The organism is Ruegeria sp. CDSB136 (assembly GCF_059610965.1).
Genome location: NZ_JBXWOP010000014.1, coordinates 14,862 through 38,436, shown reverse-complemented (window position 1 = coordinate 38,436; position 23,575 = coordinate 14,862). Strand labels below are relative to the sequence as shown.

Here is a 23,575-nt window from a genome sequence, read left to right as displayed (position 1 = left end):
GGCTGGCGGAGTCAAACAGGCCTTCAGAACTTCAGAATGACCGCCAGAACGATGGCAACCATCAAAACGGTCGGTACCTCGTTCATCATGCGATACTGGCGCCCTGTGAGCTTGTTTCGGCCTTCAAGAAAGTCCTTGCGACGTGCCATCAGCCAGTGATGGAACCAGGTCATACCGATCACCGCTGCGCCCTTAACCCAAGGCCAGGACCAATCCCAGCCGACGATGCCCGGTGTGAACACCATGATCAGCCCGCAAACCCACGCCACGATCATCGCAGGACGCATGATCACACGCAGCAGCTTGTCTTCCATTTCAAAGAAAATGGGTTCCGCTCCCTCGACGGATTGTGCCTTTTCCACGTGATAGACGAACAGTCTGGGCAAATAGAACAAACCTGCCATCCATGAGATCACGGCCATGATATGTAAAGACTTCACCCACGGGTAAATCGTGAAAAGAAGATCGGTCATTTTGGCTCCGGGCGTTGCTCGGAACTCTCCCTAATAAAAAAATAAGAAAAGAGAAAGGATGATGGTTTTGTAGGGAGAGAAGAATCCGTGGATTACTTTTTTACCCTCCACTTTTCCCGAGGTGGATAGAGTTTACCGCGATGCCGATGATCTTGTTAGTATAATAATTTATTGTTTAAATTCATATGGTAGTATAATATTCCGCGACCTTCACTGTGGATAACTCGATGGCGAACTGGGGACATCGCGGTTTTCCCGATTTCCAAAGTTATTCTTGTCCTGCTTTGACAGTTTTCGGGCGACTCGGGGAAGATCCGCGCCGAAATCGCGGGGTTGCGTGTCAACCTGAAAACCATACAAAACGTCCCAGATCACTCAACGCTTTGCCCACGGGGTTTTCCACATGCCTGTCCCCATCATACTCGCTTCGGGCTCGGCCATCCGGGCGCAACTTCTGGAGAACGCAGGCGTCCCGTTTTCCGTTCAGGTCGCGCGCGTGGATGAAGACAGCATGAAACACGCGCTGTTGGCGGAAGAGGCCTCACCGCTTGACATTGCCGATGCGCTGGCCGAGATGAAGGCGCGAAAAATCAGCGATAAGAACCCGGGGGCCATGGTTCTGGGATGCGATCAGGTTCTGGACTTCGAAGGCCGTTTGTTGTCCAAGCCGGAGACGCCCGAAGACGCACTGGTACAGTTGAAGGCGATGCGGGGGAAACGGCACATGTTGCTGTCGGCTGCCGTCATTTATCAGAACGGGGAACCGATCTGGCGACATGTGGGGCAGGTTCGTCTGCGGATGCGGGCCAGTTCGGATGCCTATCTGACGGATTATGTGGCGCGCAATTGGAACAGTATCCGATACGCCGTAGGTGCCTATAAGCTGGAAGAAGAAGGCGCGCGGCTGTTCGCCACCATTGACGGCGACTATTTTAACGTCTTGGGTATGCCCCTGTTGGAGTTGCTCAATTATCTGGCCGTAAAAGGGGTGATCGATCAATGACGGAACATCGTATTCCTCTGGCCGGGGTGATCGGGCACCCGGTGGCGCATTCCCGGTCGCCCAAGCTGCACGGTCATTGGCTACAGACCTATGGTCTGGCCGGGCATTATGTTCCCATGGATGTCACGCCCGCGGATCTGGAAACAGTTTTGCGGAGTTTGCCGAAAGCCGGGTTTGTGGGCGCGAATGTAACGGTTCCGCATAAGGAAGCCGCACTGCGCCTGGCCGATCATGTGTCTGACCGGGCTTCGGTCATCGGGGCAGCGAATACGCTTGTGTTTCGCGACGATGGCTCGATCCATGCCGATAACACAGACGGGTATGGCTTTATGGAGAACCTGCGCACAGGCGCGTCCGACTGGAACCCGCAGGACGGGCCGGCCGTGGTCTTTGGCGCTGGTGGTGCAGCACGCGCCATTCTGTCCGCCCTGGCGGATGCTGGCGTCCCCGAGATCCTGCTGACCAACCGAACCCGCACTCGTGCCGATCATCTGAAAGAAGAGTTCGGCCAGCGCATTACCGTGATTGACTGGGTGCAGGCCGGAAATGTCATTGAAGAGGCCGAGCTTGTGGTGAACACAACTTCGCTGGGAATGCAGGGTCAGCCCGAACTGCGCGTGCCGCTGGATGGCTTGCAGCCCGGCACCGTGGTGAATGATCTGGTCTACGCCCCGCTGCGCACCCGCTTGCTGGAACAGGCTGAAGAAGCCGGATGCACAACGGTGGACGGTCTGGGCATGCTGTTGCATCAGGCGGTTCCGGGTTTTGAGCGCTGGTTCGGAGTGCGCCCCGAGGTCACCGCAGAAACCCGCGCGGCGGCCCTGGCATGAGTTTTGCCCTTGGCCTGACCGGCTCGATCGGCATGGGCAAAAGCACGACGGCGCAGATGTTCGTGGCCGAAGGCTGCGGGTTGTGGGACGCGGACGCGGCAGTCCACCAAATTTATTCCGCAGGTGGGGCGGCAGTTGCGCCGATGGCTGCTGTGTTTCCCGAGGCTGTCCTTGACGGCGCTGTCAGCCGGGATGCGTTGAAAGGGATCATCACCTCTGATCCTTCCGTTCTGAAAACCATAGAAAGCATAGTGCACCCGCTGGTTGCTGCGGATCGAGCCAGGTTCAGGGAAACCGCGGCCGAGGATATTCTGGTGTTCGACATTCCGCTTCTGTTCGAAACGGGCGGAGACGTCGCGATGGATGCTGTTGCCTGTGTCTCGATACCGGCCGAGGAACAAAAACGCCGCGTGATGGCCCGCGGAACGATTTCCGAAGCGCAGTTCGAGCAAATTCGTGCCAAGCAGATGCCGAATGAAGAAAAATGTGCGCGGTCGGATTTCGTGATTGTCACCGATACGCTGGACCATGCCCGCGCGCAGGTGCAGGATGTGGTCAGGCAGATCAGGGCAGGACTGGCAAATGCGTGAGATCGTTCTCGATACCGAAACCACGGGCTTTGATCCCGAAAGCGGCGACCGGATCGTGGAAATTGGCGCGGTCGAGCTGTGGAATCACGTCGCGACGGGCGAAACCTATCATGTCTACATCAACCCCCAGCGCTCGATGCCGGAGGAGGCATTTGGTGTGCACGGGATCGGTCCGGATTTGCTGGAACCGCCCCGCCAGCCAGAAAAAGGCCAGGTGACGCTTAAGGACAAACCTGTATTCGCCAAGGTCGGCCAGGGATTCCGCGATTTTGTGGGCGATGCGCGATTGGTGATCCACAACGCATCCTTCGATATGAAATTCCTGAACGCCGAACTGGGCTGGATGGGCCTGGCCCCGATTCCGATGGATCAGGCTCTGGATACGCTGGCCATTGCACGAAAACGGTTTCCGGGCTCGCCCGCCTCGCTGGATGCACTGTGCCGCAGGTTCGGCATCGACAACTCGAACCGTGTTCTGCACGGCGCTCTGCTCGACTCGGAGATTCTGGCCGAGGTGTATCTGGAACTGATCGGCGGGCGGCAACCCGATTTCGGCCTGTCGGCGTCTACCGCAAATGCCTCCGGCGGCAGCGAGGATTGGCGTCCGACGCCGCGCGCAACACCGCTTGCGCCGCGGATCACCGAAGATGAACGCGCCGCACATCAGGAATTTGTGGAAAAACTGGGCGAAAACGCCCTTTGGACCCGCGCCTGAACCAATGTCCGGCGCGGGTCAGATTGATCAGGCTTCGGCCTTCTGGGCTTCGGCCTGGCGGCGCATCAACTCGTTACGGTAGAGGCCGACAAAGTCGATTGTGTCCAGGTTGACCGGCGGGAAACCACCGTCGCGGGTGATGTCGCTGACAACGCGGCGCAGGAACGGGAACAACATCCGCGGACATTCGATCATCAGGAACGGGTGCAATTGATCCTCGGGCACACCTTCCACGTGGAACAGTCCGCAATAGTCGATTTCGCACAGGAACAGGATGTCTTCCATGCCCTTGGCTTTCGAGGTGAGGTTCAGCTTGATCGAAACCTCGAACTGGTGGTCTGCCGGGCGCTTTTTCGCGTCCAGATTGACCTGTACGGCAATCTCGGGCTGCACATCGCCGGATACACCCTTTTGCGCCATCACGTTTTCAAAGGACATATCGCGGATGAATTGCCCCAGAACCCGCATCTGAACCTGCGGGGCGGTTTGTGCCGCAGCGTTGTCTGCGGCTTTTTCTTCGGCCATGGATCTACTCCAAAATTGAATTTCGCCACTGCTTATCAAGTTGGGCGCGGCACCTCAATGCTCGTGCGGACCATCCACCCATTTCGACGGTTTTGTTGGTTCTTTGCGGGGGTGAACCTCGGTAAATTCGCCATCGATCACGTCATCCTGACCAAAGGGATCATTGCCCTGGTGAAATTGTGCACCGGTGCCCATCTGAAAATGCGTCACCGTTACTTTGGAGTTCAGATACCGGAACACGGCAACCCTTACGCCGGGGATAAGCAGCGCAAAGCCCACGGCATCGGTAAAAAAGCCGGGCGTCAGCAACAATACGCCTGACAGAATGATCATGGCGCCATGGGCCAGGGGCTCGGTCGGGTCATCGAGATTGTTGAATGTTCTCTGTAATTCACCCAGCGCCATGCGGCCTTGCGTCCGCACCAAAGCGGTGCCCAGAAAGGCTGTCAGGACAACGATTGCAAGTGTCGGCCAAAGTCCGATCAGACCGCCAACCTGAATGAACAGGGCAATCTCGATGATCGGCACCAACAGAAATGCCAGAAACAGATACATTTTCGTCATCCTTTCGCGTGTGCAGGGCAGTGGACTTGCCCTAAACTGTCACCTACATAGTGACATGAGGCCGCGTATACAAAGTCGCGGTTCTGAAAAGAGGATGAAATGAACGAACCCATGATCCAGCTGCTGGTCCTGGCCGGAATTGCCGTTTTCCTGATCCTGCGCCTGAAAAGCGTTCTGGGTACGCGTGAAGGTTTCGAAAAACCTCCTCTGCAGCAGCCCGGTTCCAACAAGGCACGCCGCGATTTTGAAGTGATCGACGGCGGCCCGGATCATGACATCACCGACCACGTTCCCGAAGACAGCGAGCAGGCCCAGACACTGGCGGCGATGAAACGGATCGAGCCCGGATTTTCCGTCACCGAATTCGTGCAGGGCGCGCGCGGCGCTTACGAGATGATCGTTATGGGGTTCGAAAAGGGTAACCTGGACGAAATCCAACCTTTCCTGTCGGAAGAGGTCTTTGACACTTTCGTTTCCGTTGTGGCCGACCGCGAAGACCGGGGCCTGACCATCGAAGCCGAATTCATCGGTGTGCGTGAAACCGCGCTGGCCGATGCCCATTTCGACAAGGACACCAATCAGGCCGAGATCACCATGAAGTTTGTGGGTGAACTGACTTCGGTCGTGCGGGATCGTGGCGGGGACATCATCGAAGGTAGCCCCAACACCGTCAAACGCCAGAAGGACAGCTGGACCTTTGCCCGCGTCATGGGCTCGGATGATCCGAACTGGCTGCTTGTCGCCACGGACGCATGATTGCCACGCTCCGGTCGCTCTTACTGGTGGGCGCGATGACCGCCGCCAGCGCCGCCGGAGCCGAGGCGACGCGATCCATCCTGTCATTCGACGATCTGGATGGCTGGGTCGCCGACGATCACGGGGCGGCCCTTTCGGTTTTTCTGAACACCTGCAACGATCTGAATGACCCGGACTGGCGGGCGCTGTGCGGTGTGGCCCAGACTTATTCCCCTGACGCAGCCCGGGCCTTCTTTGAACTGTTCTTTCGCCCGGTTCTTGTCGAAGACGGCAAGGAGGCTTTGTTCACCGGATATTTCGAGCCGGAACTGGACGGGTCCAGAACCCGATCGGACCGATTCAGATATCCGCTGTACAAAGTTCCGCCCGAGGCACGCGCTGCCGACAAATGGCTGAGCCGCCGCGAAATCCTGACTGGCGAGGCCATGGCGGGGCGCGGGCTTGAGATTGCGTGGGTCGACGATCCGGTTGAACTGTTCTTTCTTCAGATTCAGGGATCGGGGCGAATTCGTCTGCCCGATGGCAGCGCCTTGCGCGTCGGATATGGCGGCGCGAACGGCCACCCCTATCGGTCGATCGGGGTCGAACTGATCAGGCGCGGTGTTCTTGGCGCACACGAGGTCAGCGCCCAGATGATCCGGGCCTGGGTACGCAAGAACCCCGAGGCTGGTGCGGAACTGCTGTTTCACAACCCGTCTTATGTGTTCTTCCGCGAAGTCACACGGGTTGCTCCTGACCGGGGACCGCTGGGTGCCATGAACCGATCGGTCACGACCATGCGCAGTATTGCGACGGACCCGGCCTATACGCCGCTGGGGGCACCGGTCTGGTTGGAAAAGGATGGGGCAAATCCGCTGCGCCGCCTGATGATCGCGCAAGACACTGGTGCGGCCATCAAGGGCGCGCAGCGCGCCGATATCTTTTTCGGAACCGGCGACACCGCCGGTCAGGCCGCCGGGCGGCTGAAGGATCCGGGCCGCATGGTTGTGTTGCTGCCGATTCAGCGCGCTTATGCCATGTCGCCGGATGAGTTCTGATGTCCCGCCGAAAGCTCACCGCAGAAGAGGTGGAATTGTGGCGAAAGGTCGCGAAACGGGCCGAGCGTTTGCACCCCGAGATTCCGCAGACGGTCCACCCGACCGTTTTGCCGAAACCCAAGCCGAACCGGCAGCCAAAACCGAGATTTGACGAGTTTGAACTGGGGCAGAAAGCACCGACAAAGCCGGCGCAACACGCCCTGAAACCCGCAATTGGAGACAGTCTGCGGGCAAGTCCGGTGCAGATGGACACCAAGGCTTTTGCGCGAATGAAGCGCGGTAAGCTGAAGCCGGAAGGCAAGCTGGACCTGCACGGAATGCGCGTGGACACGGCACATCCGGCTCTGGTGCGGTTTGTTCTGACTGCGCAGGCTTCTGGCAAGCGTCTGGTTCTGGTTGTCACCGGCAAAGGCAAGGACAGGGATGAGCCCGGACCGATCCCGACGCCGCGGGGTGTCCTGCGAAATCAGGTTCCGCAATGGCTGTCTTTGCCGCCACTGGCGCAGGCCGTCCTTCAGATAACACCCGCACATATCAGCCACGGGGGCGACGGAGCTTACTACGTGTATCTGCGCCGAACGCGTTAAAGTGTGCGTGCGGCTTGTGTGATACCGACCCAAGTCACTCCGCAGACCAGAATGAAAAATCCTCCGATCCAGAGAAACTGGGTCGCAAGTGGAATGCCGGTATCAATCAGAACGCCCGTCAGTCCGGGGCCGATGGCCGACCCAAGCACCATGATTGCTGTTGCCAATGCCTTGATCGCACCGATGTGGCGCGTTCCGTAAAACTCGGCCCAGAATGCGCTGGGCAGCGTGCTGTTGGCCCCGACGGTCAGCGCCAGAAGGACCAGACCGGTCAGGGCGCCACCAATCGAACCGGTGAAGGACAGAACAAGAAACCCCAGCGCCATGGGCAGCTGGTAAAACGGCATAATGCGCGCCGTACCCCATTTGTCCAACGCCCAGCCCGCCGCAAACATAGACAGCACGCCGACTGCGGTGAAGGCCGGGAACAGGGCCACCAGTTCGATATGAAGCCAGCCTTTGACCTCGGCCAGATGAACCTGATGAAAAAAGAAGGCCGTGATGAAGGCGGACGGACCCAACAATGCAGGCGCCATGAACCAGAACAGGGGGTGCAAAAGCGCGTCCCGGCGGGTCCAGTGACGGCCCTGCATGCCGGTCGCGGTATATTCACTGGCCAGACTTTGAGGTGTTCGTTCCTGGCGTAGCAGTCGGATCAGGATCGGTATTCCCAACGCAGAGACGGCAGCACAAACCAACCACAGTGTTCGCCAGTCGAAATGGGCCATTGCGGCGACAAAGATCAGGGGCAAAAGAGCCTCGCCGATGGAAAACCCGACCGAGGCGATGGCAAGCGCCCTGCCCCGCGTTGCGGTAAACCATCGCGCCATCGCGACCAGCGCCAGATGGGTGCTCATCCCCTGTCCAAACAGGCGGAGAAGGAAAACGACCAATGGCAGCAGAACAACCAACTGGTTCAGCGCCATCGCCGCTGTCGCCACCGCCAGCCCCGTCAGAACCGCCGGGCCCAGCGCCCGCACGCGAAAGATATCGGTCAGCCCTCCGGCCCAGACCATCACTACCGCAGACATCAGGGTACCCAGCGAATAAAGGCTTCCCCATGCACCGTGGCTCAGGCCGAATTCGGACCGGATCTGGCCCGAGAATATCGAGATAAAGAAGGTCTGCCCGAAACTCGACAGAAAGGTCAGCAGCGCCCCCGCGCTCAGCCAGCTTGCGTTCTGGACAAGATACCGACGCAGGCCGCCCGGGTTCACGGAGTCGTAACCTCGGCCTGCCCTGTTTCTGTCAGGACTATTTCGGTTGCACCGTCCGGGTTCCGTTGGCTTGGCGGGACAAGGATGTCGATAGCCGGTCTATCTTCCGGCCCGAACGTGTTGTTGACGCGTCTGAGCGAGCTGAGGATCGCCAGCAGCGCCGGAGAAGTCGCAGCCACGAAATGCGATAATTCTGCATCGCTGTTGAATGCGGTGGTGTCGATCACGCTGATCGGAAATTCTTCAAGACTGTCGATCGAGCTGATGTTGCCCAACCGCTCACCCTCATCCGTTCCGCGCAAACGGGCCGAGATGTTCAGAATCCTGTCCTTTTGCGAAACCATGACGAGAAACGGATCCGGCGGGGACTTGATCCGCTCCATCTGCGAGCGGAACAAATCCACGTCCAGATCCGGTGAAATCAGAACCACCCCTTCCAGGTTCCCCTTGGCCCAGCCCGGTTCCTGCAACTCGGCCTGACGCATCATCTCCATTGTCAGGGCGCTGCCCATGGAATGCGCGACCAGAATGACCCGCTTGACCCCCATTGATTTCAAAGAGCGAATGGTCTGTTCCAGCCCGTCACGGGCGAACAGCATGCTGTCCAGATCGTAGGCATAGCCAAAGCCTGTCGCACGGCTGGGCCATGAATAGACCAGAGTGTTTCCGGGCAGGCCGATATCGTGGGGCAGTTGTGCGGCCCGAAACAAGGTCTCGGTCTGGGTCGAGTTGTATCCGTGCACAAAAATTGTGACGTCTTCCTTGCCGCGCAAATGGGTTTTCAGGTCCTGCGGCCCATCCAGTTCGGTGACGTTCGCCAACACGAACTCTTTCTTCGGATTTGGGTTGGCGTAGGAGAACTTCAGGGTTCCCGGGGTGTGATTTGGCGGAATCGAAACCGTGGTTTCCAGGTAGCGCAAGGATTCACCGCGACGGAACCCGTATGACCCATTCGCCTCTTTGGCGCGGGTCGTGGTTGCTAGGATCGTTTTGGGCGTGCCGACAACCGCAGCCGAAGGCACGATTTCAGATACCGTTCTGTCGACACAGGCGCTGAGTGAAAGACAGGCAAGCAGCAGGATCAGATGGCGCAACACGGACAATCCCCGGATCAGGTTTGCGCCAAGCTATCGAATTCTCGCCCCACGTCCAGCGGCGCGGGGCAGAAGAAAGGCAAAATCCGGCTGAGCGTGTTACAAAACGTAACGGCTGAGATCGGTGGATTTGGTCAGTTCACCCAGATTGCTGCTGACAAATTCCGCGTCGACCGTGATTTCCGTTCCGGCTTTGTCGGGGGCGGCGAAAGACAATTCTTCGAACACGCGTTCCATCACGGTGTAGAGCCGCCGCGCACCGATGTTTTCGACGCTCTGGTTCACATCCGCCGCAATGCGGGCAAGCGCCGCGATGCCATCTTCGCTGAACCGGACAGTAACATCCTCGGTCCCCATCAGCGCGGTATACTGAAGAGTCAGGGCGTTGTCGGTTTCCGTCAGGATGCGCACAAAGTCTTCTTCCGTCAGGGCGCGCAGTTCTACCCTGATCGGCAGACGCCCCTGAAGTTCCGGCAACAGGTCCGAGGGCTTGGCGATGTGGAACGCCCCGGAGGCGATAAACAGGATGTGGTCTGTTTTGACGGGGCCATGCTTGGTGGACACGGTTGTGCCTTCGATCAAGGGCAAGAGGTCCCGCTGAACCCCTTCCCGGCTGACATCAGCGCCGCGTGCGTCAGAGCGCGCGCAAACCTTGTCGATCTCATCCAGAAACACGATGCCGTTCTGTTCGACGGATTCCAGCGCCACGCGGTTGACCGTTTCATCATCCAGCAGCTTGTCGGCCTCTTCCCCGATCAGGGCATCGTAGCTTTCGGCGACAGTCATCTTGCGTTTGACCGTGCGTCCGCCAAAGGCCTTGCCGAAGATGTCGCCCAGGTTCATCATCCCCATCTGGCTGCCGGGTTGGCCGGGAATGTCGAACATCGGCATCGGGCTCGAGGTGTCCGAGAGTTCCAGCTCGATCACCGTATCGTCCAGCTCACCGGATTTCAGTTTTTTGCGAAACATCTCGCGCGTGCCTTCGCGCGCGTCTTCCCCGGCTATGGCGGCAATGACCCGGTCTTCGGCAGCCTGATGGGCGCGCGCCTTGACGTCTTCGCGCATGAACTCGCGGGTCTGCAGGATGGCGGCGTCCGCCAGATCCCGCACGATCTGTTCTACGTCGCGCCCGACATAGCCGACCTCGGTGAACTTGGTGGCTTCGACCTTGATGAAAGGCGCGCGGGCCAGTTTGGCCAGACGACGGCTGATCTCGGTCTTGCCGACGCCGGTGGGGCCGATCATCAGGATGTTCTTCGGATAGACCTCGTCCCGGATGTCGTCAGGCAACTGCTTGCGCCGCCAGCGGTTTCGCAGCGCGACGGCAACCGCGCGTTTGGCATCCTTCTGGCCAATGATGAAGCGGTCCAGTTCCGAGACAATCTCGCGCGGGGTCAGGTCGGTCATATGCACTCAATCCGTTTGTTTCGAAGCGGAACCTAATCATAAGGCGCGAAAACACAAGCCGATCACGAAAACATCACGCCAACACACGGCGCGCACACAGAAATTCGTCCCGAAGTGATTGGAGTATGCGGCGAGGCCTGCGGCATAACGGACAACATCGGGCAAACCAGTCCGTGTCTACCAATGGAGAAAACTCATCATGATGACTCGTCGCTCGCTCTTTGTGAAAGCCGCTGCAGCCGGCGCGGTACTGACATTGACCAGTGCCAATGTCGCCTTGGCTGGCGGTGCCAAAAAGAAAGGCACGTTCGAGGGCCGTTCGAAGCACATCACCTCGGGTTCGGTGAAGCTGGTCAAGAATGGAGACCGCTACATTGTCGAACTGGGCGACGATTTCTCGCTGGATGGCGGGCCCGACCCGCGTGTCGCTTTCGGCAAGGACGGATCATATGATCCTGACAGCAAGCTGGGTGCGCTGCTGAACCTGACCGGCAAACAATCCTATGCCGTTCCGCCGACCATGGACGTTTCCGGCTACAACGAAGTTTACATCTGGTGTGAGGTCGCGGGCGTGCCGTTGGGCGTGGCGTCGCTGAACTGATCCGCACGCGATCAGGACTGCCGGGGGCCGGGTAAAATCCGGCCTTTTGCATGGTGTTAGGTGTCAGGACACCTGTCTGCTACACTCACCCCATTTGAAGAAACGGGGCGGGTTGCATGACGAAGATTGCCAAAATCACTTTGTTGTTTGTTGTATTTGTAGATCTGATCGGACAGGGACTGGTCTTTCCCATCATCAACTCGCTGATCATGGAGACGAAGTCCGGGTTTCTGCCGGAAAATACGCCGGTCGGTCGGCGGCATTTCTACTATGGTCTGGTGATTGGCTGCTTTTTCCTGTCCTGGTTTCTGGGCGTTGTCTACGTGTCCAAAGTCTCGGATTCGATCGGGCGCAAGAACGCATTGCTGGTTTGTCTGAGCGGAGCGCTAGCGGGGTACGCCATCACCATCGCAGCGCTTTACCTCAACAGTTTGCTGCTTCTGATTGCCGGCCGGTCGATCACCGGCTTTACTGCCGGAAACCAGCCCATTGCACAGGCGGCAATGATTGATGGCAGTACGGATGCGGCGGATCGGGACCGCAACATGGGCTATATCGTGACCGGAGTCAGCTTTGGTTTGGTGGGCGGCCCGATTATTGGTGCGGTTCTTTCGGATGCTGCTCTGTTGGGTGGTGCGGCCACACTCAAAACGCCGTTCTATGGAGCCTTCGTTCTGGTGTTGATCGCGATTTTCCTGGTGCTGTTCTATTTCAAGGACACAAGAACCGAACGCACGGCGTTTGTTTTCCGTCCCCGTGACGTCACCGACAGCCTGATTGCAGTCCGCGGGCATCCCATGGTGCTGAAGATCCTGCCGGTCTATTCGTTCTTCATGATTGCCAACGTCACGTTCTATGTGTTCGTGGATAATTTCCTGACCAGCGCTTTCGGCTACGGCGTGATTGGCGGCAGTATGGCGATGGTGGTTATCGGCTTCGCGCTGGCGTTCTCAAGCACGTTCCTTGTGAAACCAGCACAGGAGAGATTCAGCAAACACAGCATTATCTACACATCGCTTGTGGTCATGATCATCTGCGGCATTGCCTTTGCGTTCAGCCCAAGCGGTGTATTCAGCTATGTGCCAGTGTTCTTCTTCTACTTCCTGTTCGGCGTGGCCTATCCGACCATGCTGGGCCTATTCTCTTCATCGGTCAGCGAAACGGATCAGGGCTGGGTCATGGGCGTGACCACCGCAGTATTCTGCCTGGCCGGAGGGATCATGTCGCTGGTCGGCGGCGGCTTGATGAGCATCGACATCCGCGTGCCCTATTACATCGTGGTCATTGCTGCGATACTGGGCCTGATCGGAATGCACCGCCGCTGGAAGGGGAAAGAGATCTCAGCCCTGTTAGCCTGAGATCGTTTCAACAGTCAGCTTGCCGTTGGTGTACACACAAATGTCCGCCGCAATCGCCATGGATTGCCGGGCGATGTCTTCCGCCGACTTGTCGCTGTCCATCATCGCGCGTGCAGCGGCCAGAGCGAAATTTCCGCCTGATCCAATGGCTGCCACGTTGTGTTCAGGCTCAAGCACATCCCCTGCCCCGGTGATCACGAACAGATCCTTGCCGTCGGTGACAATCAGCATCGCCTCGAGCTTCTGCAGATATTTGTCTGTCCGCCAGTCCTTGGCAAGCTCGACCGAGGCGCGCGCCAGCTGGCCCGGCGTCGCCTCAAGCTTGGTCTCCAGCCGCTCGAGCAGGGTAAAGGCATCTGCGGTGGAACCGGCAAAGCCTGCAACAATCTCGAACCCGCCGGGCGACAGACGACGCACCTTGCGGGCCGTTCCCTTGATCACGGTCTGCCCCAGGCTGACCTGCCCGTCACCGGCAATGACAACCTTTCCGCCCTTTTTGACGCCGATGATCGTTGTGCCGTGCCATCCGGGAAAGTCGCTGTCCGCCATGAAAGTCTCCGTTTGTTGTCCGGGCTCATATATGGGCTGCGCTGATGTTATGCGCAACCGCTTCCCGAAGTGCCTAATTGATATGCACAAAATGCATTGCGGGTTTACCAGACCAGCATTTGTGAGTCCGTGCCGGGCATACTAGATGAGGATCACAACCGACAACGGGTCGGCTGTTTCTGTTAGAAGGAATGCGCAAATGGCAACCACCGCAAACATCCATGCGCCGCTCGGAGCAGCTACCATCCTGCACGTAGTGGACGCATTCACCGGAGCTTTCGAAGCTGCCGCACAGTGGAACGAATCCCGCAAGACCCGCAAGGCGCTGTCAGTTCTGTCCGACGCCCAGCTGGATGATATCGGCCTGACCCGCGCCGACATCAAAAACCTCTGATTTCAAGGCAAGTCAGACCATGAGATGAGCCGCTCGACCGAGCGGCTTTTTTCTTTTTCAGGTCTGCACGAACTTTCCCGACTGATCCGGCAAAAAGGCCTCGATGGCGGCGGTCGCAACAACATGCCGGGTGCCGGCGTCGCTGTCTTCGATATCCAGTCCGCCCTTGACGGCGCGCACCTGCGCCCGCCCCCGAGGCAGATCGGCGGCGACCAGATCGCAATCCACCAGATCTGGGTTCTGAACGCCGATTGTCACCTGGACCCGCATTTCCGAGTGATCGATACCCAGCTTCGAAAACAGCGTGATCGAAGAATGATGCAACGCGTCCTGAACCGCCCGGCGCGCAGCCTTGGTGTAATCCTGACCGTACAGGTCATTTCCGGTTCCCATTTCCAGAATGATGCGTTTTTCGGTCATTGCGCAGGCTCCATATCGAAGGAAACGATGATGGCCGCGTTGGCGATGACCGTGCAGCCATCGGAATTCGGTTTGTCGATGTCCAGACCGCCATGTATCACCGTGATATTGGGCTGCCCGTAAGGGAACACGTCTTTCAGAATCTGGGTGTTGACCTTGTCCGGCTGCTGCACACCGATTTGCGCATCGATGATCATTGCTTGCTTTGGGAAATCAAACAGCTCGGCCATATTGACGGAGTTGTGCCACAATGCATCCTTGATGGCCCGCAACGCAGCCTCGGTATAGTCCTCGCGCCGCAAAGACGTCCCCATGCCGAATTCAACCAGAACCCGAGTTTTTGCCATATTTGACGACCCTCCTGTCAGACATTTGGCCAGGGCACCCTGAAAACCGGATGCGCTAACGCATTGAAATACGCCCTTTCAGGTAAGGACAAGTGATGCAGGTGTTGTGCAATGGCCCTTTGGTGACAGTTGCGGGGCTTGGGTCAAATATCCAGTCGTGCGATGTCGGGCAGTCCAGGGAATACTGGTAAATTCGCAGCCCCTTCTGACCAGATGGCCAAAAAAAACGCCCCGCGGAAACGGGGCGTCTTTTGCCGAAATTCACAGGGTCAGATGGATTCGTCGATCCAGCTTTGCAGCGCCGCCTTCGGTGCCGCACCAGCGCGGTTGGACACCACCTGACCGTCCTTGAAAATGAATAGGGCCGGAATACCACGCACGCCCATGGCGGCGGCAGCGTTCGGGTTGCTGTCCACGTCAACTTTGGCAATTTTTACCTTGCCGCCATATTCTGCAGCCAGTTCTTCCAGGGCCGGACCGATCTGCTTGCAGGGTCCGCACCATTCTGCCCAGAAATCTACTACAACGGGGATATCCGAATTCTTGACTTCGGCGTCAAAGGTCTCGTCAGTAACGGCAACGGTCGACATATTCTGTCTCCTGAATGGGGTAAACTCGGGCTGAGAACGTAGGGGCCGATGCAGGCAACGTCAAGATACGCGGGAGCGGGTCAGAGCATCTGTCACAAGATCGTGTGGCAGCCACATGAGCCGGGCGGTTCGGGTCCAAAGGATCGCGGTACGGATAGTGCGCCCGGGATAAATCTGCGACAGCGCGCAGGCATAGGCGCCCATTTGGCGCAACAGGCCTTCGGGGCATTGCTCTGCAGTGTCAGGGACAGTGAAATTCGATTTGAAATCAATCGCCTGAACTTCGGCTTCCGTCACGATCAGGCGGTCAATGACACCGTGCATCCGTTGGCCGTTCAATTCGCCCGAGATCGGAACTTCGGCCAATGTATCTGGCGCAAACACCAAGGATAGCTGGTCGCAGGTCAGCACGCGCGTTGCCTCTGCCATCAGCTCCAGCCTCTCCGCTTCGTGCATATCAGGCAGTAGGCGGGCGCAAAGCTGAGCCCAGCGTTCCTGAGAAACGGATGGAAGGTGTTCGAGCAGCATATGCAATTGCGTTCCGCGCAGCTTGGCGGCGTCTTCGTCCAGACCAGCATCACCGGGTAAAGCCTTGGCACCGCCCAGATCAGAAGGGCTTATTGTCTCCGCTGTTTTGGGTGCTTCCCCGGCGGGCTGCAGAAACATCTGCGGCAAGTCCGTTGTGCTTGCCACGTACTGCTCCTGTTCCGTCAGAGCCAGTCCGTCCCAGTCGCCATGCGCCAGCCTGAGTGTGTCTGTTCCCGGCAGTCGGGTGGCGCCCGCCTGTTCCATTGCGCCCTTGACCATTTGATACCAACTGCCGTCCGCCGGTCCCACATCGCCAGCCGCAGCCACTATCAGCCACTTTTCGGCCCGTGTCAGAGCCACATACAGCAATCTCAGCCGTTCGTTTTCTTCCCGTTCCCGAGCCGTGTTTCGCGCCTGGGAGATCAGCACAGGCGATGCGTCCGAGGGGACTTTCCACAAGGGCAAATCATCCGCAACCATGATCTCGGCATCGCGTGGCGGTTGCCGCTTGCCGGTGTCCGGCAGGATCACGATGGGGGCTTCCAGCCCTTTTGAGCCATGAACGGTCATAACGCGGATCATGTTGCCCACACCGCTCATCTGGCGCTTGATTTCCAGATCGTCGGTCTGCATCCAGACCAGAAATCCGGTCAGGCTGGGAATGTCCGTCCGCTCGTAGGCCAGCGCCTGCGACAAAAGCGCGTTGATACCGTCCTCGGCTTCAGCCCCCAGACGGCCCAGCAGTTTGCGCCGTCCGTCATGGCGAGTAAGGATACGCTCGATCAGGTCATAGGGGCGCAGAAAGTCGATCTGAGCCCGAAGATCGTTCAAAACGGCACAGGTTTCGGGAAACTCATCTGCCCGCCTGCGAAGCGCTGCCCACAGAAACTCCTCGGACCGGCGGTGCGCCAGATCAAAAAGCTGCTGTTCCGACCATCCAAACAACGGGGATTTCAGAACCGTGGCCAGTGACAGGCTGTCTTCGGGCGTGGCCAAAAAACTCAGCAACGCGGCAAGGTCCCTGACCGCCAGTTCCGCCCCGACCTTCAGCCGATCTGCCCCGGCGATGGGCAAGCCCTGTGCCTTGCAGGCGCGGATAATTTCGGCAAACAGGTCCGAGCGGCGCTGCACCAGGATCAGGAAATCGCCCGGTTCAATCCGTCGACGTACAAAGCTGCCTGGGTCTTCGCCATCTTCCGGAATGGTTTCACCACTTTCAATCATGCCTTTGATCGAATGTGCCACCTGTTCCGCCAGAATGACTGTGTGATGGCGTGCGCCGGGCCGGTCGACCGGATCGGTCCAGTCGCCGTCCTCTTCATCCTCGACCTTTTCCACGACCGGCCACAGATCGACGCGACCGGGAAGATCTGCCTTGAAGGCGCGGTGCAGCGAGTCCTTGTGAAACCCTGCATCGGTCTTGTTCTTAAACAGGATATCGACCAGCGTCAGAATGGCGCTGGAGGACCGGAACGAGAATTCAAGTGTTGAATCCCACAGTTTAGAGCCTGATTCTTGGAGTTTTCGCCCAAATTCCGCCTGCATCCGGTCAAAGGCCTGCGGGTCGGCGCCCTGAAAGGAATAGATCGACTGTTTCTTGTCACCGACTACAAAAATCGTACGTTCGACCCCGGACCGGGCCCCTTCCCCGCTGGTGAATTCCTGTGCCAGTTTTTCAACCACATCCCATTGATCCGGGCTTGTGTCCTGTGCCTCGTCCACAAGGATATGGTCGATGCCGCCATCCAATCGATACAACACCCATTCCGCCACGGCCGGATCGTTCAGCACATGGCGCGCGCGCAGGATCAGGTCATCAAAGTCCAGCCAGCCGCGCAATTGCTTGCGTCTTTCGTACTCCGGCAGAAAAGCGGACGCGAAACGATGCAGAACCCGCGATTTCTGCGCCGCCGTCAATGCCAGCCGCTTTTCCCGCGCGGCTTCGACACGCAGCATCAGCGCCTCAAGCTGTGGCATCCGGTCCGCAAGGGCGCCCTCGCGCAGAGCCTTGGTCGGGAAGCTGTTGATTTTGGCGGTAAAGGGCTCCTTTGCGCCTTTTCCCGTCACCAAAACGGATTCCAGTAGCGGCAGATGCCCAATCCGCGCCTCGGTGAATCCTGTAAGCTTGGCCGCCGCCTTGGCATTGTTGCCGCCGCTTTCGGTCAACGCAGGCAGTAGTGACTGGATCAGCTCGACCTCACCGCCCAGAAAGACGCTGCGCGACAGGGCGTCGTCGTCGAAACCAGGCGGCAGGTCAAAGCGTTTCAGCAGCGCGTCCCAATTCAGAGGATGAGAAAACAGGTTCCTCTTTTGCGTGATGGCGGCCGTCAACTTGTCGAAACCAGTATCCGTGACAAACCGGGCAATGTCTTCGACCAACCCGGATTGTGGACCTTCTGCGAAGTCCTCGATGATTTCTTCCCGCAAAAGGGCGGCTGCGCGGTCTTCCATTTCGGCAAACTGGGGGCTGACGCCAGCCTCAAGCGGGAAGCGCCGCAGAAGCGATGCGCAGAATGAGTGGATCGTCTGTATCTTCAACCCGCCAGGTGTTTCGATGGCACGCGCGAACAGGGTTCTGGCCTGCGCCAGCCGCCCGGGGTCAATGATGCCCGGAACCCCCAGTTCGGTCAGTTGCGCCAACAACTGCGAATCGCCCAACATCGCCCATTCGCCAAGGCGTTTGAACAACCGGTTCTGCATCTCGCTGGCGGCGGCCTTGGTGTAGGTCAGGCACAGGATATGCTGCGGCTGCACGCCGCCTAGCAGCAACCGCGCCACCCGGTCGGTCAAAACCCGCGTCTTGCCGGACCCCGCGTTGGCCGCAAGCCAGGTCGAGGCATCGGGTCGCGCGGCCTGCACCTGCCGTTCGGTTGCATCGTTGCGGGCTTTCATGTCAGGTCCTCGGGCACCGTTTCGTCAGTGCGATCCCATTCCCCGAACCGCGCCAGATGATCATAGTCGCCAATATCAGTGTCCTTGTGCAGCATCCGGCGCGACGAGAAGCCCTGATCAGGCTCTAAATAAGCTGAAATGAGCTCTTTCAGCTCGGCCAGAACCTTGTCGGCAGGTTCCTTGGCCAGCGGCGCGGGCACCTCTTTGTAGGTGCCGCCCATACCGATGAACGCCGCCTCGGCCACTGGCAAGGGGTCGAATCCTTCGATGCCGCCCTGCTCGGCCATTGCGGCCTCGATGAGAAGCTGTTTGTCGAATTTGGCCTGTTGGCTTTCGGTCGGCGGCACACCGGTTTTGTAGTCGATGATGCGCAGGGCGCCGCGGCTGTTGCGATCAATCCTGTCGGCGCGCCCGGCGATCGTGAAGTCCAGCGGTGCAAGAACCAGCTTCATTGCCGTTTCGAAGGCCACTGGTCCGCCATCGCTTCGCCGCCCGGTTTCGGCAAGCAGGAATGCGTCGGCGATCCTTTCCAGACGCGCCAGCCAAAGTTTCCGCGCAGTCGGCCACGCGACGTGCCGGTCCAGCAACGTCGCTGCGCGTTTGAGGAAATTCTCGCGCGTCAGCAAGGCGGAATCCAGAACACTGTCTTCGATGAAATGCTCCAGGATTTCGTGAATGACAATGCCGCGCAACAACGCGTCCGGAGCCTGTACCAGTGGGTCCAGCGGCCTCAGCCGCAGCACGTGTTTGGCGTACACGGCATAAGGATCGCGGATCAGCCGCTTGATTTCGGTGACGCTCAAACGGCGCGGACGTGCGGCAACCGGGGGACGTGGCGAGGGGCGATGCGCCGAAGCGATATCGGGCGCGCGTTCCAGCGTTTCGCTCCAACGCAGATAGCTTTGGCCGCGCGCCCGCATTTCGGACAGGGCATCGGGCCCACCCTGATCCGGCAGGCCCTGCAACAGGTTGGTCAGACGGTTCAGCCAGCGCGACGGGACGGTTTCCGCGTCATCCGACCGGGTTGCCCGGGTCAGCCACACTTCGGGCGCGCCGACGGCCTGCTGGAAATCATGGGCTGACAGTCCAATGCGACGCTCGGGCAGCAGCAGACCGGCCTGACTACGCATTTGCCGGTTTAACCACGGATCAGGGGCGGCGGCCTCGGGCCAGCTGCCTTCGTTCAACCCGCCAAGGATCAGCAGGTCAGCGCCTTGCACGCGTGCCTCCAGGGTGCCCCAGATCATGATATGAGGGTGCGGCGCGTCCCGGTCGCGCACCTCTTCCGTTGCCAGCAACGCGCCCAGAAGATCGGCGAAATCATGGGCGTTCATCTGGCCGCCATATGGGGCCTCGTTCTCCAGCGCGGTCAAAACGGACAAGGCCTTTTGGCCAGCGTTCTTGTCCCATAATGTGCCTGGGTCGCCCTTACTGCCCGCAGAAATCGCTTCGGCAAGTGCGCGCAGGTTTTCCACCCATTCCGCCAACGGACGCTCACCTGCAACCACCTGATCGCAGAAATGAGTGGTGACCCAGAGCACCCAGTCGTCCGAAACATCCTTGCGGATCGCAAATGCGCTCAGACTTGTACTGTCGGGGAACGGCGGGCCGTACCGCCGCAGATCCAGTTCCAGATCGCGGGTATGAAGCAAATGCGCCCCTCGCTCGGCGCCGTCATGACACAGCGGGTGTTTGAGCAGGGTCAGGAGGGCCTCACCCTCAAGTCGTCGGACGAACAATCCGGCAACGTGGCGTAGAAACCGACCGGGCGGCGACAGTTGCAGGGGCAGGCCGGCGCTGTCATCCGGCAGGATGTTCCAGCGGTCCAGCGCGGCACTGACCTGACGGGTCAGCATTCGGTCAGGTGTGATCAGGGCGGCGGTCTGGCCGGTTTCCGCCGCCTCGCGCAACCGCAGCGCGATGGCCAATGCTTCGCACCGGGGGGATGCGGCCTCGACAAGGGTCAAATCCCGTGTTGCACCGGCCAGATCGGTCAGTCGCGGGCCCTCTGTCATCCACGCGTCGGTGATGGGTGCCGGGCGTAATGCCAGTGAAATCAGCTTGTTGCGCGCGGGTGAGGGTGGCTGGTCGGCGGTCCAACTGGTGATTTGGCCGGGTGTCAAACCCAGCAGGGTCATCAGCTTTCGAAACCGAAACTGGGGGTGATCTTCCGAGGTCAGCGCCTCATCCAGTCCTTCCCAGACTTCATTCGGTTGATCGAAATCGAAGCCCGGAAGGATCAGCGCGCCTTGTGGCAGCCTTGCGACGGCTTCCATCAGCATCAGGGTCGTGCCACGCGATCCGGTTGACCCGGCAAGAATGATGGGGTGTTCGGGCGGGTCGTTCCGCCAGCGGTCAATCAGGTTATTGACGACGCGCCGTTGCCGTGCCTGCGCGTCCAGGGTGTCTTCGCCGGTGTTGATGAATCGATCGGCGATGCCAAAGAATTGCTGTGCGCGGGCCCAATGGCCGGACATGTCGCTGACATCCAGTTGCCGGATGGCGTCGGGCGAAACGCCTTCGCCCTGCATTTCGTCGATCAGGCTGGCCAGACTGTCCGCCAGATCGAAGATGGAAGACCTTGCCGCCAGATCGGGTTGTTGGTCCAGCAGTTTCGCCACCAGCTGGGTCAGTTCCAGTCGCCGACGCAGCGCTGGAATGGCCGGAGGCACCTGCGCCAGATCAACCGATTCCCCCAGATCTGTCACCAGCGAGATTCTTGGCAACAGGCAGGGCGGTCCCTGATCGAACAAGTCCCTCACGCGGCGGGCCATGCGGCGGGTATTCACCACCAGTTGCACCCGCGCCAGCGCTTCGGGCGGAAGATCCGCACTGCGCGCCCTTAACCCCTGCACCAGAACTTTTGGAAAGTCTGCCCCGGGCGGAACCGCAAAAACACGGGGCAGGATGCCGGGTTCAAACATTGTCCAGCAACCCTTCGGCCATTGCGATGCCTTCGGGGCGGCCAACGTCGCACCAGCGACCAGGATAGGTCAGGGCGAACAGACGATCCTGCTGTTGCATCTGATCCCACAACAGGTTCAGCGAAAAGGCCGGTTGCTGAAACCCGTGCAAACCGTCCGTTCGAAGGATCTGAGCACCCCCATATACCAGCCCTCCGCCGCGCGTGATGCGTCCTGTTTCGTCTGCCGCAAAATCGCCCGATCCAGAATGTCCGATTGTCTGCGCGATCGGAATACACATCAAAAGAGCGTCCATTCGGTCAGGGTCCCATGCTGCGCGCAGCAATGTCAGCGGGTTCGGCCCCGACCAGATTGCATCGGTGTTCAGAGTAAAGACCGGATCAGACCCTAACAAAGGCAAAGCCGCCCGCAATCCGCCACCGGTTTCCAGTATTTCTGGCGATTCCCGCGACAATAATACCCCCCGAGGAGCCAGGTGCGCCGCGAGCTGATCCGCATGATAGTGCAGATTGGCAACGACACGCTGAGGGCCAAGATCGTTAACCAGATCCAGTGCGTGATCGATCAGCGGTTTGCCGGCAACTTCGATCAGCGGTTTGGGCCGGTCTTTGGTCAATGCCCCCATACGGGTACCAAACCCGGCGGCGAACAGCATGACAGCTTCGGGCGGTCGGGTCATTGCGGTCTTAGCCTGGCCAGGTTTTCGGGTGTCGGCGCGGGCAGGGATTCGCGCACCAGATCAGCCACTGATACCAGCGCCGGGTGCTCGAGGTCCCGCATCAGATGCGACCACGTGGCCGGGATCAGATCGACATAGTGCGGTTTGCCATATTCGGTCGCCAGACGCGCGAACCCGCCCAGAATGCGCAGGTTCCGCTGTGCCCCCAGAACGCTGTACGCGGTGCGGAAATCGTGATCATCCATTCCGGTTGCGGCGATGTACCGGTTGACCATGCGCATTTCGGTACCCGGCGAGACTGAACGGCGCACATCCTGCAACAGCGACATCAGATCATAGGCGGGATGGCCCAGCATGGCGGTCTGGAAATCCAGCAAACCCACTTTGTGCAAACCGTCCCGATCGGGCATCCAGATCAGGTTTTCTGCATGATAATCCCGCAACACAACAACTTTCGCGCCCGAAGTTTCGCGGTGCAGGATATCCTGGAACCGGCGTTCAAACAGGTCGCGCGCGTCTTCGTCATGCGAACCCAGAATGCCTTGTGCATATTTGGTAAAGGACAACGCGGCCAGCTCGGTCATCAGCGAAGGCCCGTACGACGGCAAAGACAGTGTCGGCGCGTTGTGAAGATGGATCAGAACGTCGGTTGCGGCCTCGTACAAGGCAAGTTCCTGTTTGGGGTTCTTTTCCAGAACACGGGCGAACAGATCGTCGCCCAGATCCTCGAGCAGCAGAAACCCGAACTCCATGTCTTCGGCATAGATTTCGGGTGCGTTCAGACCGTTTGACCTCAGATATTCCGCGACGCGCACGAATTGCGCGACATCCTCGGCCTTGTCCGGCGGGGCGTCCATGAATACGGCCGTGCGCCCGGTATCCGGGTCTGTCAGGCGCTCATAACGGCGATTTGACGCATCACCTGCCAATGCTGCGCGTGAGGCGTTGGCCCAGGGTGTTTGCTCAATCAGCGCTTTGGCCAGCACTGCGCGGTTGGTCATGCAGCGGTCTCCAGTTTGGGTGCCCATTTCGGGTCGGACCAGGACAGGGTCAGGTGTCTTGTGTCGGGTAAATCAGGGTCGGTGCGAAATTTCAACGCAAGGGCCGCGTCAGGCATAAGCGGACCCAGTTTCTCGGGCCATTCGATCAGGCAGATTGCAGTGTCGAATGCCTCGGTCAGGCCCAGCTCCTCGATCTCTTCCACGGCACTTAACCGGTACAGATCGCAATGCCAGATTTCTCCGGCCGGGGTGTCATAGGCCTGAACCAGCGTGAAAGTCGGCGAGGGTACGTCTTCGGGTACATCCATCAAGGACTGGATCAGACTGCGGGCAAAATGAGTCTTGCCGCCGCCAATCTCACCTTCCAGCAACAGGGTGTCGCCCGGCGCCAAGCCGGCTGCGACCCGGGTTGCGAAGCCCGCAGTTTCTTCCGGCGAATTCAAGGTGATCGAGAGTGGGGTTCGTGTCATGGCGCCACAATGAACCTGCGCCCG

At 59.2% G+C, this 23,575-nt stretch carries 25 protein-coding genes; 10 read left to right on the top strand and 15 right to left on the bottom strand.

Annotation, left to right across the window (positions count from 1 at the left end):
* Positions 1–23 precede the first annotated feature (23 nt).
* Entirely contained in the window at positions 24–473 is a 450-nt protein-coding gene (locus tag AC2FIR_RS15365; protein WP_496746983.1) for a CopD family protein, read from the bottom strand.
* 403 nt (positions 474–876) lie between these two features.
* Here AC2FIR_RS15365 and AC2FIR_RS15360 point away from each other — a divergent pair, with 403 nt between their 5' ends.
* Genes AC2FIR_RS15360 through dnaQ form a run of 4 tightly spaced genes read left to right on the top strand, consistent with a single transcriptional unit; the run spans position 877 to position 3,611 of the window.
* On the top strand, positions 877–1,476 hold the full coding sequence (locus tag AC2FIR_RS15360; protein ID WP_496746982.1) for a Maf family protein: 600 nt from the start codon (positions 877–879) through the stop codon (positions 1,474–1,476).
* The gene (locus tag AC2FIR_RS15355) at positions 1,473–2,306 is read left to right on the top strand and encodes a shikimate dehydrogenase (RefSeq protein ID WP_496746981.1); all 834 of its coding nucleotides are present in this window, start codon (positions 1,473–1,475) and stop codon (positions 2,304–2,306) included. The genes AC2FIR_RS15360 and AC2FIR_RS15355 overlap by 4 nt, the downstream gene beginning before the upstream one ends.
* Entirely contained in the window at positions 2,303–2,896 is a 594-nt protein-coding gene (coaE, locus tag AC2FIR_RS15350; RefSeq protein ID WP_496746980.1) for a dephospho-CoA kinase, read from the top strand. Before AC2FIR_RS15355 ends, coaE begins: the two co-directional genes overlap by 4 nt.
* On the top strand, positions 2,889–3,611 hold the full coding sequence (gene dnaQ, locus AC2FIR_RS15345; RefSeq protein ID WP_496746978.1) for a DNA polymerase III subunit epsilon: 723 nt from the start codon (positions 2,889–2,891) through the stop codon (positions 3,609–3,611). The genes coaE and dnaQ overlap by 8 nt, the downstream gene beginning before the upstream one ends.
* A 27-nt stretch (positions 3,612–3,638) precedes the next feature.
* Here the strand turns inward: dnaQ and secB are convergent, their stop codons facing one another.
* Together secB and AC2FIR_RS15335 are read right to left on the bottom strand one after the other, a co-directional pair.
* Positions 3,639–4,136 (bottom strand): protein-export chaperone SecB, encoded by a 498-nt coding sequence (gene secB, locus AC2FIR_RS15340; RefSeq protein ID WP_170680123.1) that lies wholly within the window; start codon positions 4,134–4,136, stop codon positions 3,639–3,641.
* 54 nt (positions 4,137–4,190) lie between these two features.
* Positions 4,191–4,691 carry an FxsA family protein gene (locus AC2FIR_RS15335; protein WP_496746976.1) on the bottom strand — a complete coding sequence of 167 codons (501 nt, stop codon included), beginning with the start codon at positions 4,689–4,691 and terminating at the stop codon, positions 4,191–4,193.
* 108 nt (positions 4,692–4,799) lie between these two features.
* On the opposite strand from AC2FIR_RS15335, the gene AC2FIR_RS15330 reads away from it, so the two are divergent.
* The 3 genes from AC2FIR_RS15330 to AC2FIR_RS15320 are packed head-to-tail and all read left to right on the top strand — an operon-like array spanning position 4,800 to position 7,080.
* Positions 4,800–5,456: a Tim44/TimA family putative adaptor protein gene (locus AC2FIR_RS15330; RefSeq protein ID WP_170612777.1), complete on the top strand. Its 657-nt coding sequence runs from the start codon at positions 4,800–4,802 to the stop codon at positions 5,454–5,456.
* Positions 5,453–6,493: a murein transglycosylase A gene (gene mltA, locus AC2FIR_RS15325; RefSeq protein ID WP_496746975.1), complete on the top strand. Its 1,041-nt coding sequence runs from the start codon at positions 5,453–5,455 to the stop codon at positions 6,491–6,493. The genes AC2FIR_RS15330 and mltA overlap by 4 nt, the downstream gene beginning before the upstream one ends.
* Positions 6,493–7,080 carry a Smr/MutS family protein gene (locus AC2FIR_RS15320; RefSeq protein ID WP_480907324.1) on the top strand — a complete coding sequence of 196 codons (588 nt, stop codon included), beginning with the start codon at positions 6,493–6,495 and terminating at the stop codon, positions 7,078–7,080. Before mltA ends, AC2FIR_RS15320 begins: the two co-directional genes overlap by 1 nt.
* Here AC2FIR_RS15320 and AC2FIR_RS15315 read toward each other — a convergent pair.
* From AC2FIR_RS15315 to hslU, 3 genes are all read right to left on the bottom strand, one after another.
* Positions 7,077–8,297 (bottom strand): MFS transporter, encoded by a 1,221-nt coding sequence (locus AC2FIR_RS15315; RefSeq protein WP_496746974.1) that lies wholly within the window; start codon positions 8,295–8,297, stop codon positions 7,077–7,079. The genes AC2FIR_RS15320 and AC2FIR_RS15315 overlap by 4 nt on opposite strands.
* Complete coding sequence (locus AC2FIR_RS15310; protein WP_496762635.1) at positions 8,294–9,394, bottom strand: alpha/beta hydrolase; 1,101 nt, start codon at positions 9,392–9,394, stop codon at positions 8,294–8,296. Before AC2FIR_RS15310 ends, AC2FIR_RS15315 begins: the two co-directional genes overlap by 4 nt.
* Positions 9,395–9,490: 96 nt before the next feature.
* Positions 9,491–10,798, bottom strand: coding sequence for an ATP-dependent protease ATPase subunit HslU (gene hslU / locus AC2FIR_RS15305; protein ID WP_170612785.1), 1,308 nt, complete (start codon positions 10,796–10,798; stop codon positions 9,491–9,493).
* Positions 10,799–10,997: 199 nt separating this feature from the next.
* Here hslU and AC2FIR_RS15300 point away from each other — a divergent pair, with 199 nt between their 5' ends.
* On the top strand, positions 10,998–11,399 hold the full coding sequence (locus tag AC2FIR_RS15300; RefSeq protein ID WP_170612787.1) for a DM13 domain-containing protein: 402 nt from the start codon (positions 10,998–11,000) through the stop codon (positions 11,397–11,399).
* A gap of 116 nt (positions 11,400–11,515) precedes the next feature.
* Positions 11,516–12,757, top strand: coding sequence for an MFS transporter (locus AC2FIR_RS15295; protein ID WP_170612789.1), 1,242 nt, complete (start codon positions 11,516–11,518; stop codon positions 12,755–12,757).
* Here the strand turns inward: AC2FIR_RS15295 and hslV are convergent.
* Positions 12,749–13,306: an ATP-dependent protease subunit HslV gene (gene hslV / locus AC2FIR_RS15290; protein ID WP_170612791.1), complete on the bottom strand. Its 558-nt coding sequence runs from the start codon at positions 13,304–13,306 to the stop codon at positions 12,749–12,751. The two genes, AC2FIR_RS15295 and hslV, sit on opposite strands and share 9 nt — an antisense overlap.
* 199 nt (positions 13,307–13,505) lie before the next feature.
* Between hslV and AC2FIR_RS15285 the strand changes: the two genes are divergently transcribed.
* Complete coding sequence (locus tag AC2FIR_RS15285) at positions 13,506–13,700, top strand: DUF1127 domain-containing protein (RefSeq protein WP_170612793.1); 195 nt, start codon at positions 13,506–13,508, stop codon at positions 13,698–13,700.
* A gap of 57 nt (positions 13,701–13,757) precedes the next feature.
* On the opposite strand, the gene AC2FIR_RS15280 is transcribed toward AC2FIR_RS15285, so the two are convergent.
* From AC2FIR_RS15280 to tsaE, 8 genes are all read right to left on the bottom strand, one after another.
* The gene (locus AC2FIR_RS15280) at positions 13,758–14,120 is read right to left on the bottom strand and encodes a Lin0512 family protein (RefSeq protein ID WP_170612795.1); all 363 of its coding nucleotides are present in this window, start codon (positions 14,118–14,120) and stop codon (positions 13,758–13,760) included.
* On the bottom strand, positions 14,117–14,467 hold the full coding sequence (locus AC2FIR_RS15275) for a Lin0512 family protein (protein ID WP_496762631.1): 351 nt from the start codon (positions 14,465–14,467) through the stop codon (positions 14,117–14,119). The genes AC2FIR_RS15280 and AC2FIR_RS15275 overlap by 4 nt, the downstream gene beginning before the upstream one ends.
* A gap of 269 nt (positions 14,468–14,736) precedes the next feature.
* Positions 14,737–15,057 (bottom strand): thioredoxin, encoded by a 321-nt coding sequence (gene trxA, locus AC2FIR_RS15270; protein ID WP_170612799.1) that lies wholly within the window; start codon positions 15,055–15,057, stop codon positions 14,737–14,739.
* 60 nt (positions 15,058–15,117) lie between these two features.
* Positions 15,118–18,477: a double-strand break repair helicase AddA gene (addA, locus tag AC2FIR_RS15265; RefSeq protein ID WP_496746972.1), complete on the bottom strand. Its 3,360-nt coding sequence runs from the start codon at positions 18,475–18,477 to the stop codon at positions 15,118–15,120.
* The gene (gene addB, locus AC2FIR_RS15260) at positions 18,474–21,401 is read right to left on the bottom strand and encodes a double-strand break repair protein AddB (RefSeq protein WP_496762626.1); all 2,928 of its coding nucleotides are present in this window, start codon (positions 21,399–21,401) and stop codon (positions 18,474–18,476) included. Before addB ends, addA begins: the two co-directional genes overlap by 4 nt.
* A complete protein-coding gene (locus AC2FIR_RS15255; protein WP_170612805.1) occupies positions 21,394–22,080 on the bottom strand; it encodes a nucleotidyltransferase family protein in 687 nt (228 codons plus the stop codon). The genes addB and AC2FIR_RS15255 overlap by 8 nt, the downstream gene beginning before the upstream one ends.
* Complete coding sequence (locus tag AC2FIR_RS15250) at positions 22,077–23,081, bottom strand: aminoglycoside phosphotransferase family protein (RefSeq protein WP_480912198.1); 1,005 nt, start codon at positions 23,079–23,081, stop codon at positions 22,077–22,079. Before AC2FIR_RS15250 ends, AC2FIR_RS15255 begins: the two co-directional genes overlap by 4 nt.
* On the bottom strand, positions 23,078–23,551 hold the full coding sequence (gene tsaE / locus AC2FIR_RS15245; RefSeq protein ID WP_170612809.1) for a tRNA (adenosine(37)-N6)-threonylcarbamoyltransferase complex ATPase subunit type 1 TsaE: 474 nt from the start codon (positions 23,549–23,551) through the stop codon (positions 23,078–23,080). Before tsaE ends, AC2FIR_RS15250 begins: the two co-directional genes overlap by 4 nt.
* Between the last annotated feature and the right edge of the window lie 24 nt (positions 23,552–23,575).

Bases quoted from the DNA above. Each gene is read 5' to 3' on its own strand.
- tsaE (WP_170612809.1), bottom strand. From the start codon at position 23,551: ATGACACGAACCCCACTCTCGATCACCTTGAATTCGCCGGAAGAAACT.
- AC2FIR_RS15300 (WP_170612787.1), top strand. From the start codon at position 10,998: ATGATGACTCGTCGCTCGCTCTTTGTGAAAGCCGCTGCAGCCGGCGCG.
- AC2FIR_RS15330 (WP_170612777.1), top strand. From the start codon at position 4,800: ATGAACGAACCCATGATCCAGCTGCTGGTCCTGGCCGGAATTGCCGTT.
- AC2FIR_RS15360 (WP_496746982.1), top strand. From the start codon at position 877: ATGCCTGTCCCCATCATACTCGCTTCGGGCTCGGCCATCCGGGCGCAA.
- secB (WP_170680123.1), bottom strand. From the start codon at position 4,136: ATGGCCGAAGAAAAAGCCGCAGACAACGCTGCGGCACAAACCGCCCCG.
- dnaQ (WP_496746978.1), top strand. From the start codon at position 2,889: ATGCGTGAGATCGTTCTCGATACCGAAACCACGGGCTTTGATCCCGAA.
- AC2FIR_RS15250 (WP_480912198.1), bottom strand. From the start codon at position 23,081: ATGACCAACCGCGCAGTGCTGGCCAAAGCGCTGATTGAGCAAACACCC.
- hslU (WP_170612785.1), bottom strand. From the start codon at position 10,798: ATGACCGACCTGACCCCGCGCGAGATTGTCTCGGAACTGGACCGCTTC.
- AC2FIR_RS15255 (WP_170612805.1), bottom strand. From the start codon at position 22,080: ATGACCCGACCGCCCGAAGCTGTCATGCTGTTCGCCGCCGGGTTTGGT.
- AC2FIR_RS15320 (WP_480907324.1), top strand. From the start codon at position 6,493: ATGTCCCGCCGAAAGCTCACCGCAGAAGAGGTGGAATTGTGGCGAAAG.
- AC2FIR_RS15280 (WP_170612795.1), bottom strand. From the start codon at position 14,120: ATGACCGAAAAACGCATCATTCTGGAAATGGGAACCGGAAATGACCTG.
- addA (WP_496746972.1), bottom strand. From the start codon at position 18,477: ATGAAAGCCCGCAACGATGCAACCGAACGGCAGGTGCAGGCCGCGCGA.
- AC2FIR_RS15275 (WP_496762631.1), bottom strand. From the start codon at position 14,467: ATGGCAAAAACTCGGGTTCTGGTTGAATTCGGCATGGGGACGTCTTTG.
- AC2FIR_RS15335 (WP_496746976.1), bottom strand. From the start codon at position 4,691: ATGTATCTGTTTCTGGCATTTCTGTTGGTGCCGATCATCGAGATTGCC.
- trxA (WP_170612799.1), bottom strand. From the start codon at position 15,057: ATGTCGACCGTTGCCGTTACTGACGAGACCTTTGACGCCGAAGTCAAG.
- hslV (WP_170612791.1), bottom strand. From the start codon at position 13,306: ATGGCGGACAGCGACTTTCCCGGATGGCACGGCACAACGATCATCGGC.
- coaE (WP_496746980.1), top strand. From the start codon at position 2,303: ATGAGTTTTGCCCTTGGCCTGACCGGCTCGATCGGCATGGGCAAAAGC.
- addB (WP_496762626.1), bottom strand. From the start codon at position 21,401: ATGTTTGAACCCGGCATCCTGCCCCGTGTTTTTGCGGTTCCGCCCGGG.
- mltA (WP_496746975.1), top strand. From the start codon at position 5,453: ATGATTGCCACGCTCCGGTCGCTCTTACTGGTGGGCGCGATGACCGCC.
- AC2FIR_RS15355 (WP_496746981.1), top strand. From the start codon at position 1,473: ATGACGGAACATCGTATTCCTCTGGCCGGGGTGATCGGGCACCCGGTG.
- AC2FIR_RS15285 (WP_170612793.1), top strand. From the start codon at position 13,506: ATGGCAACCACCGCAAACATCCATGCGCCGCTCGGAGCAGCTACCATC.
- AC2FIR_RS15365 (WP_496746983.1), bottom strand. From the start codon at position 473: ATGACCGATCTTCTTTTCACGATTTACCCGTGGGTGAAGTCTTTACAT.
- AC2FIR_RS15295 (WP_170612789.1), top strand. From the start codon at position 11,516: ATGACGAAGATTGCCAAAATCACTTTGTTGTTTGTTGTATTTGTAGAT.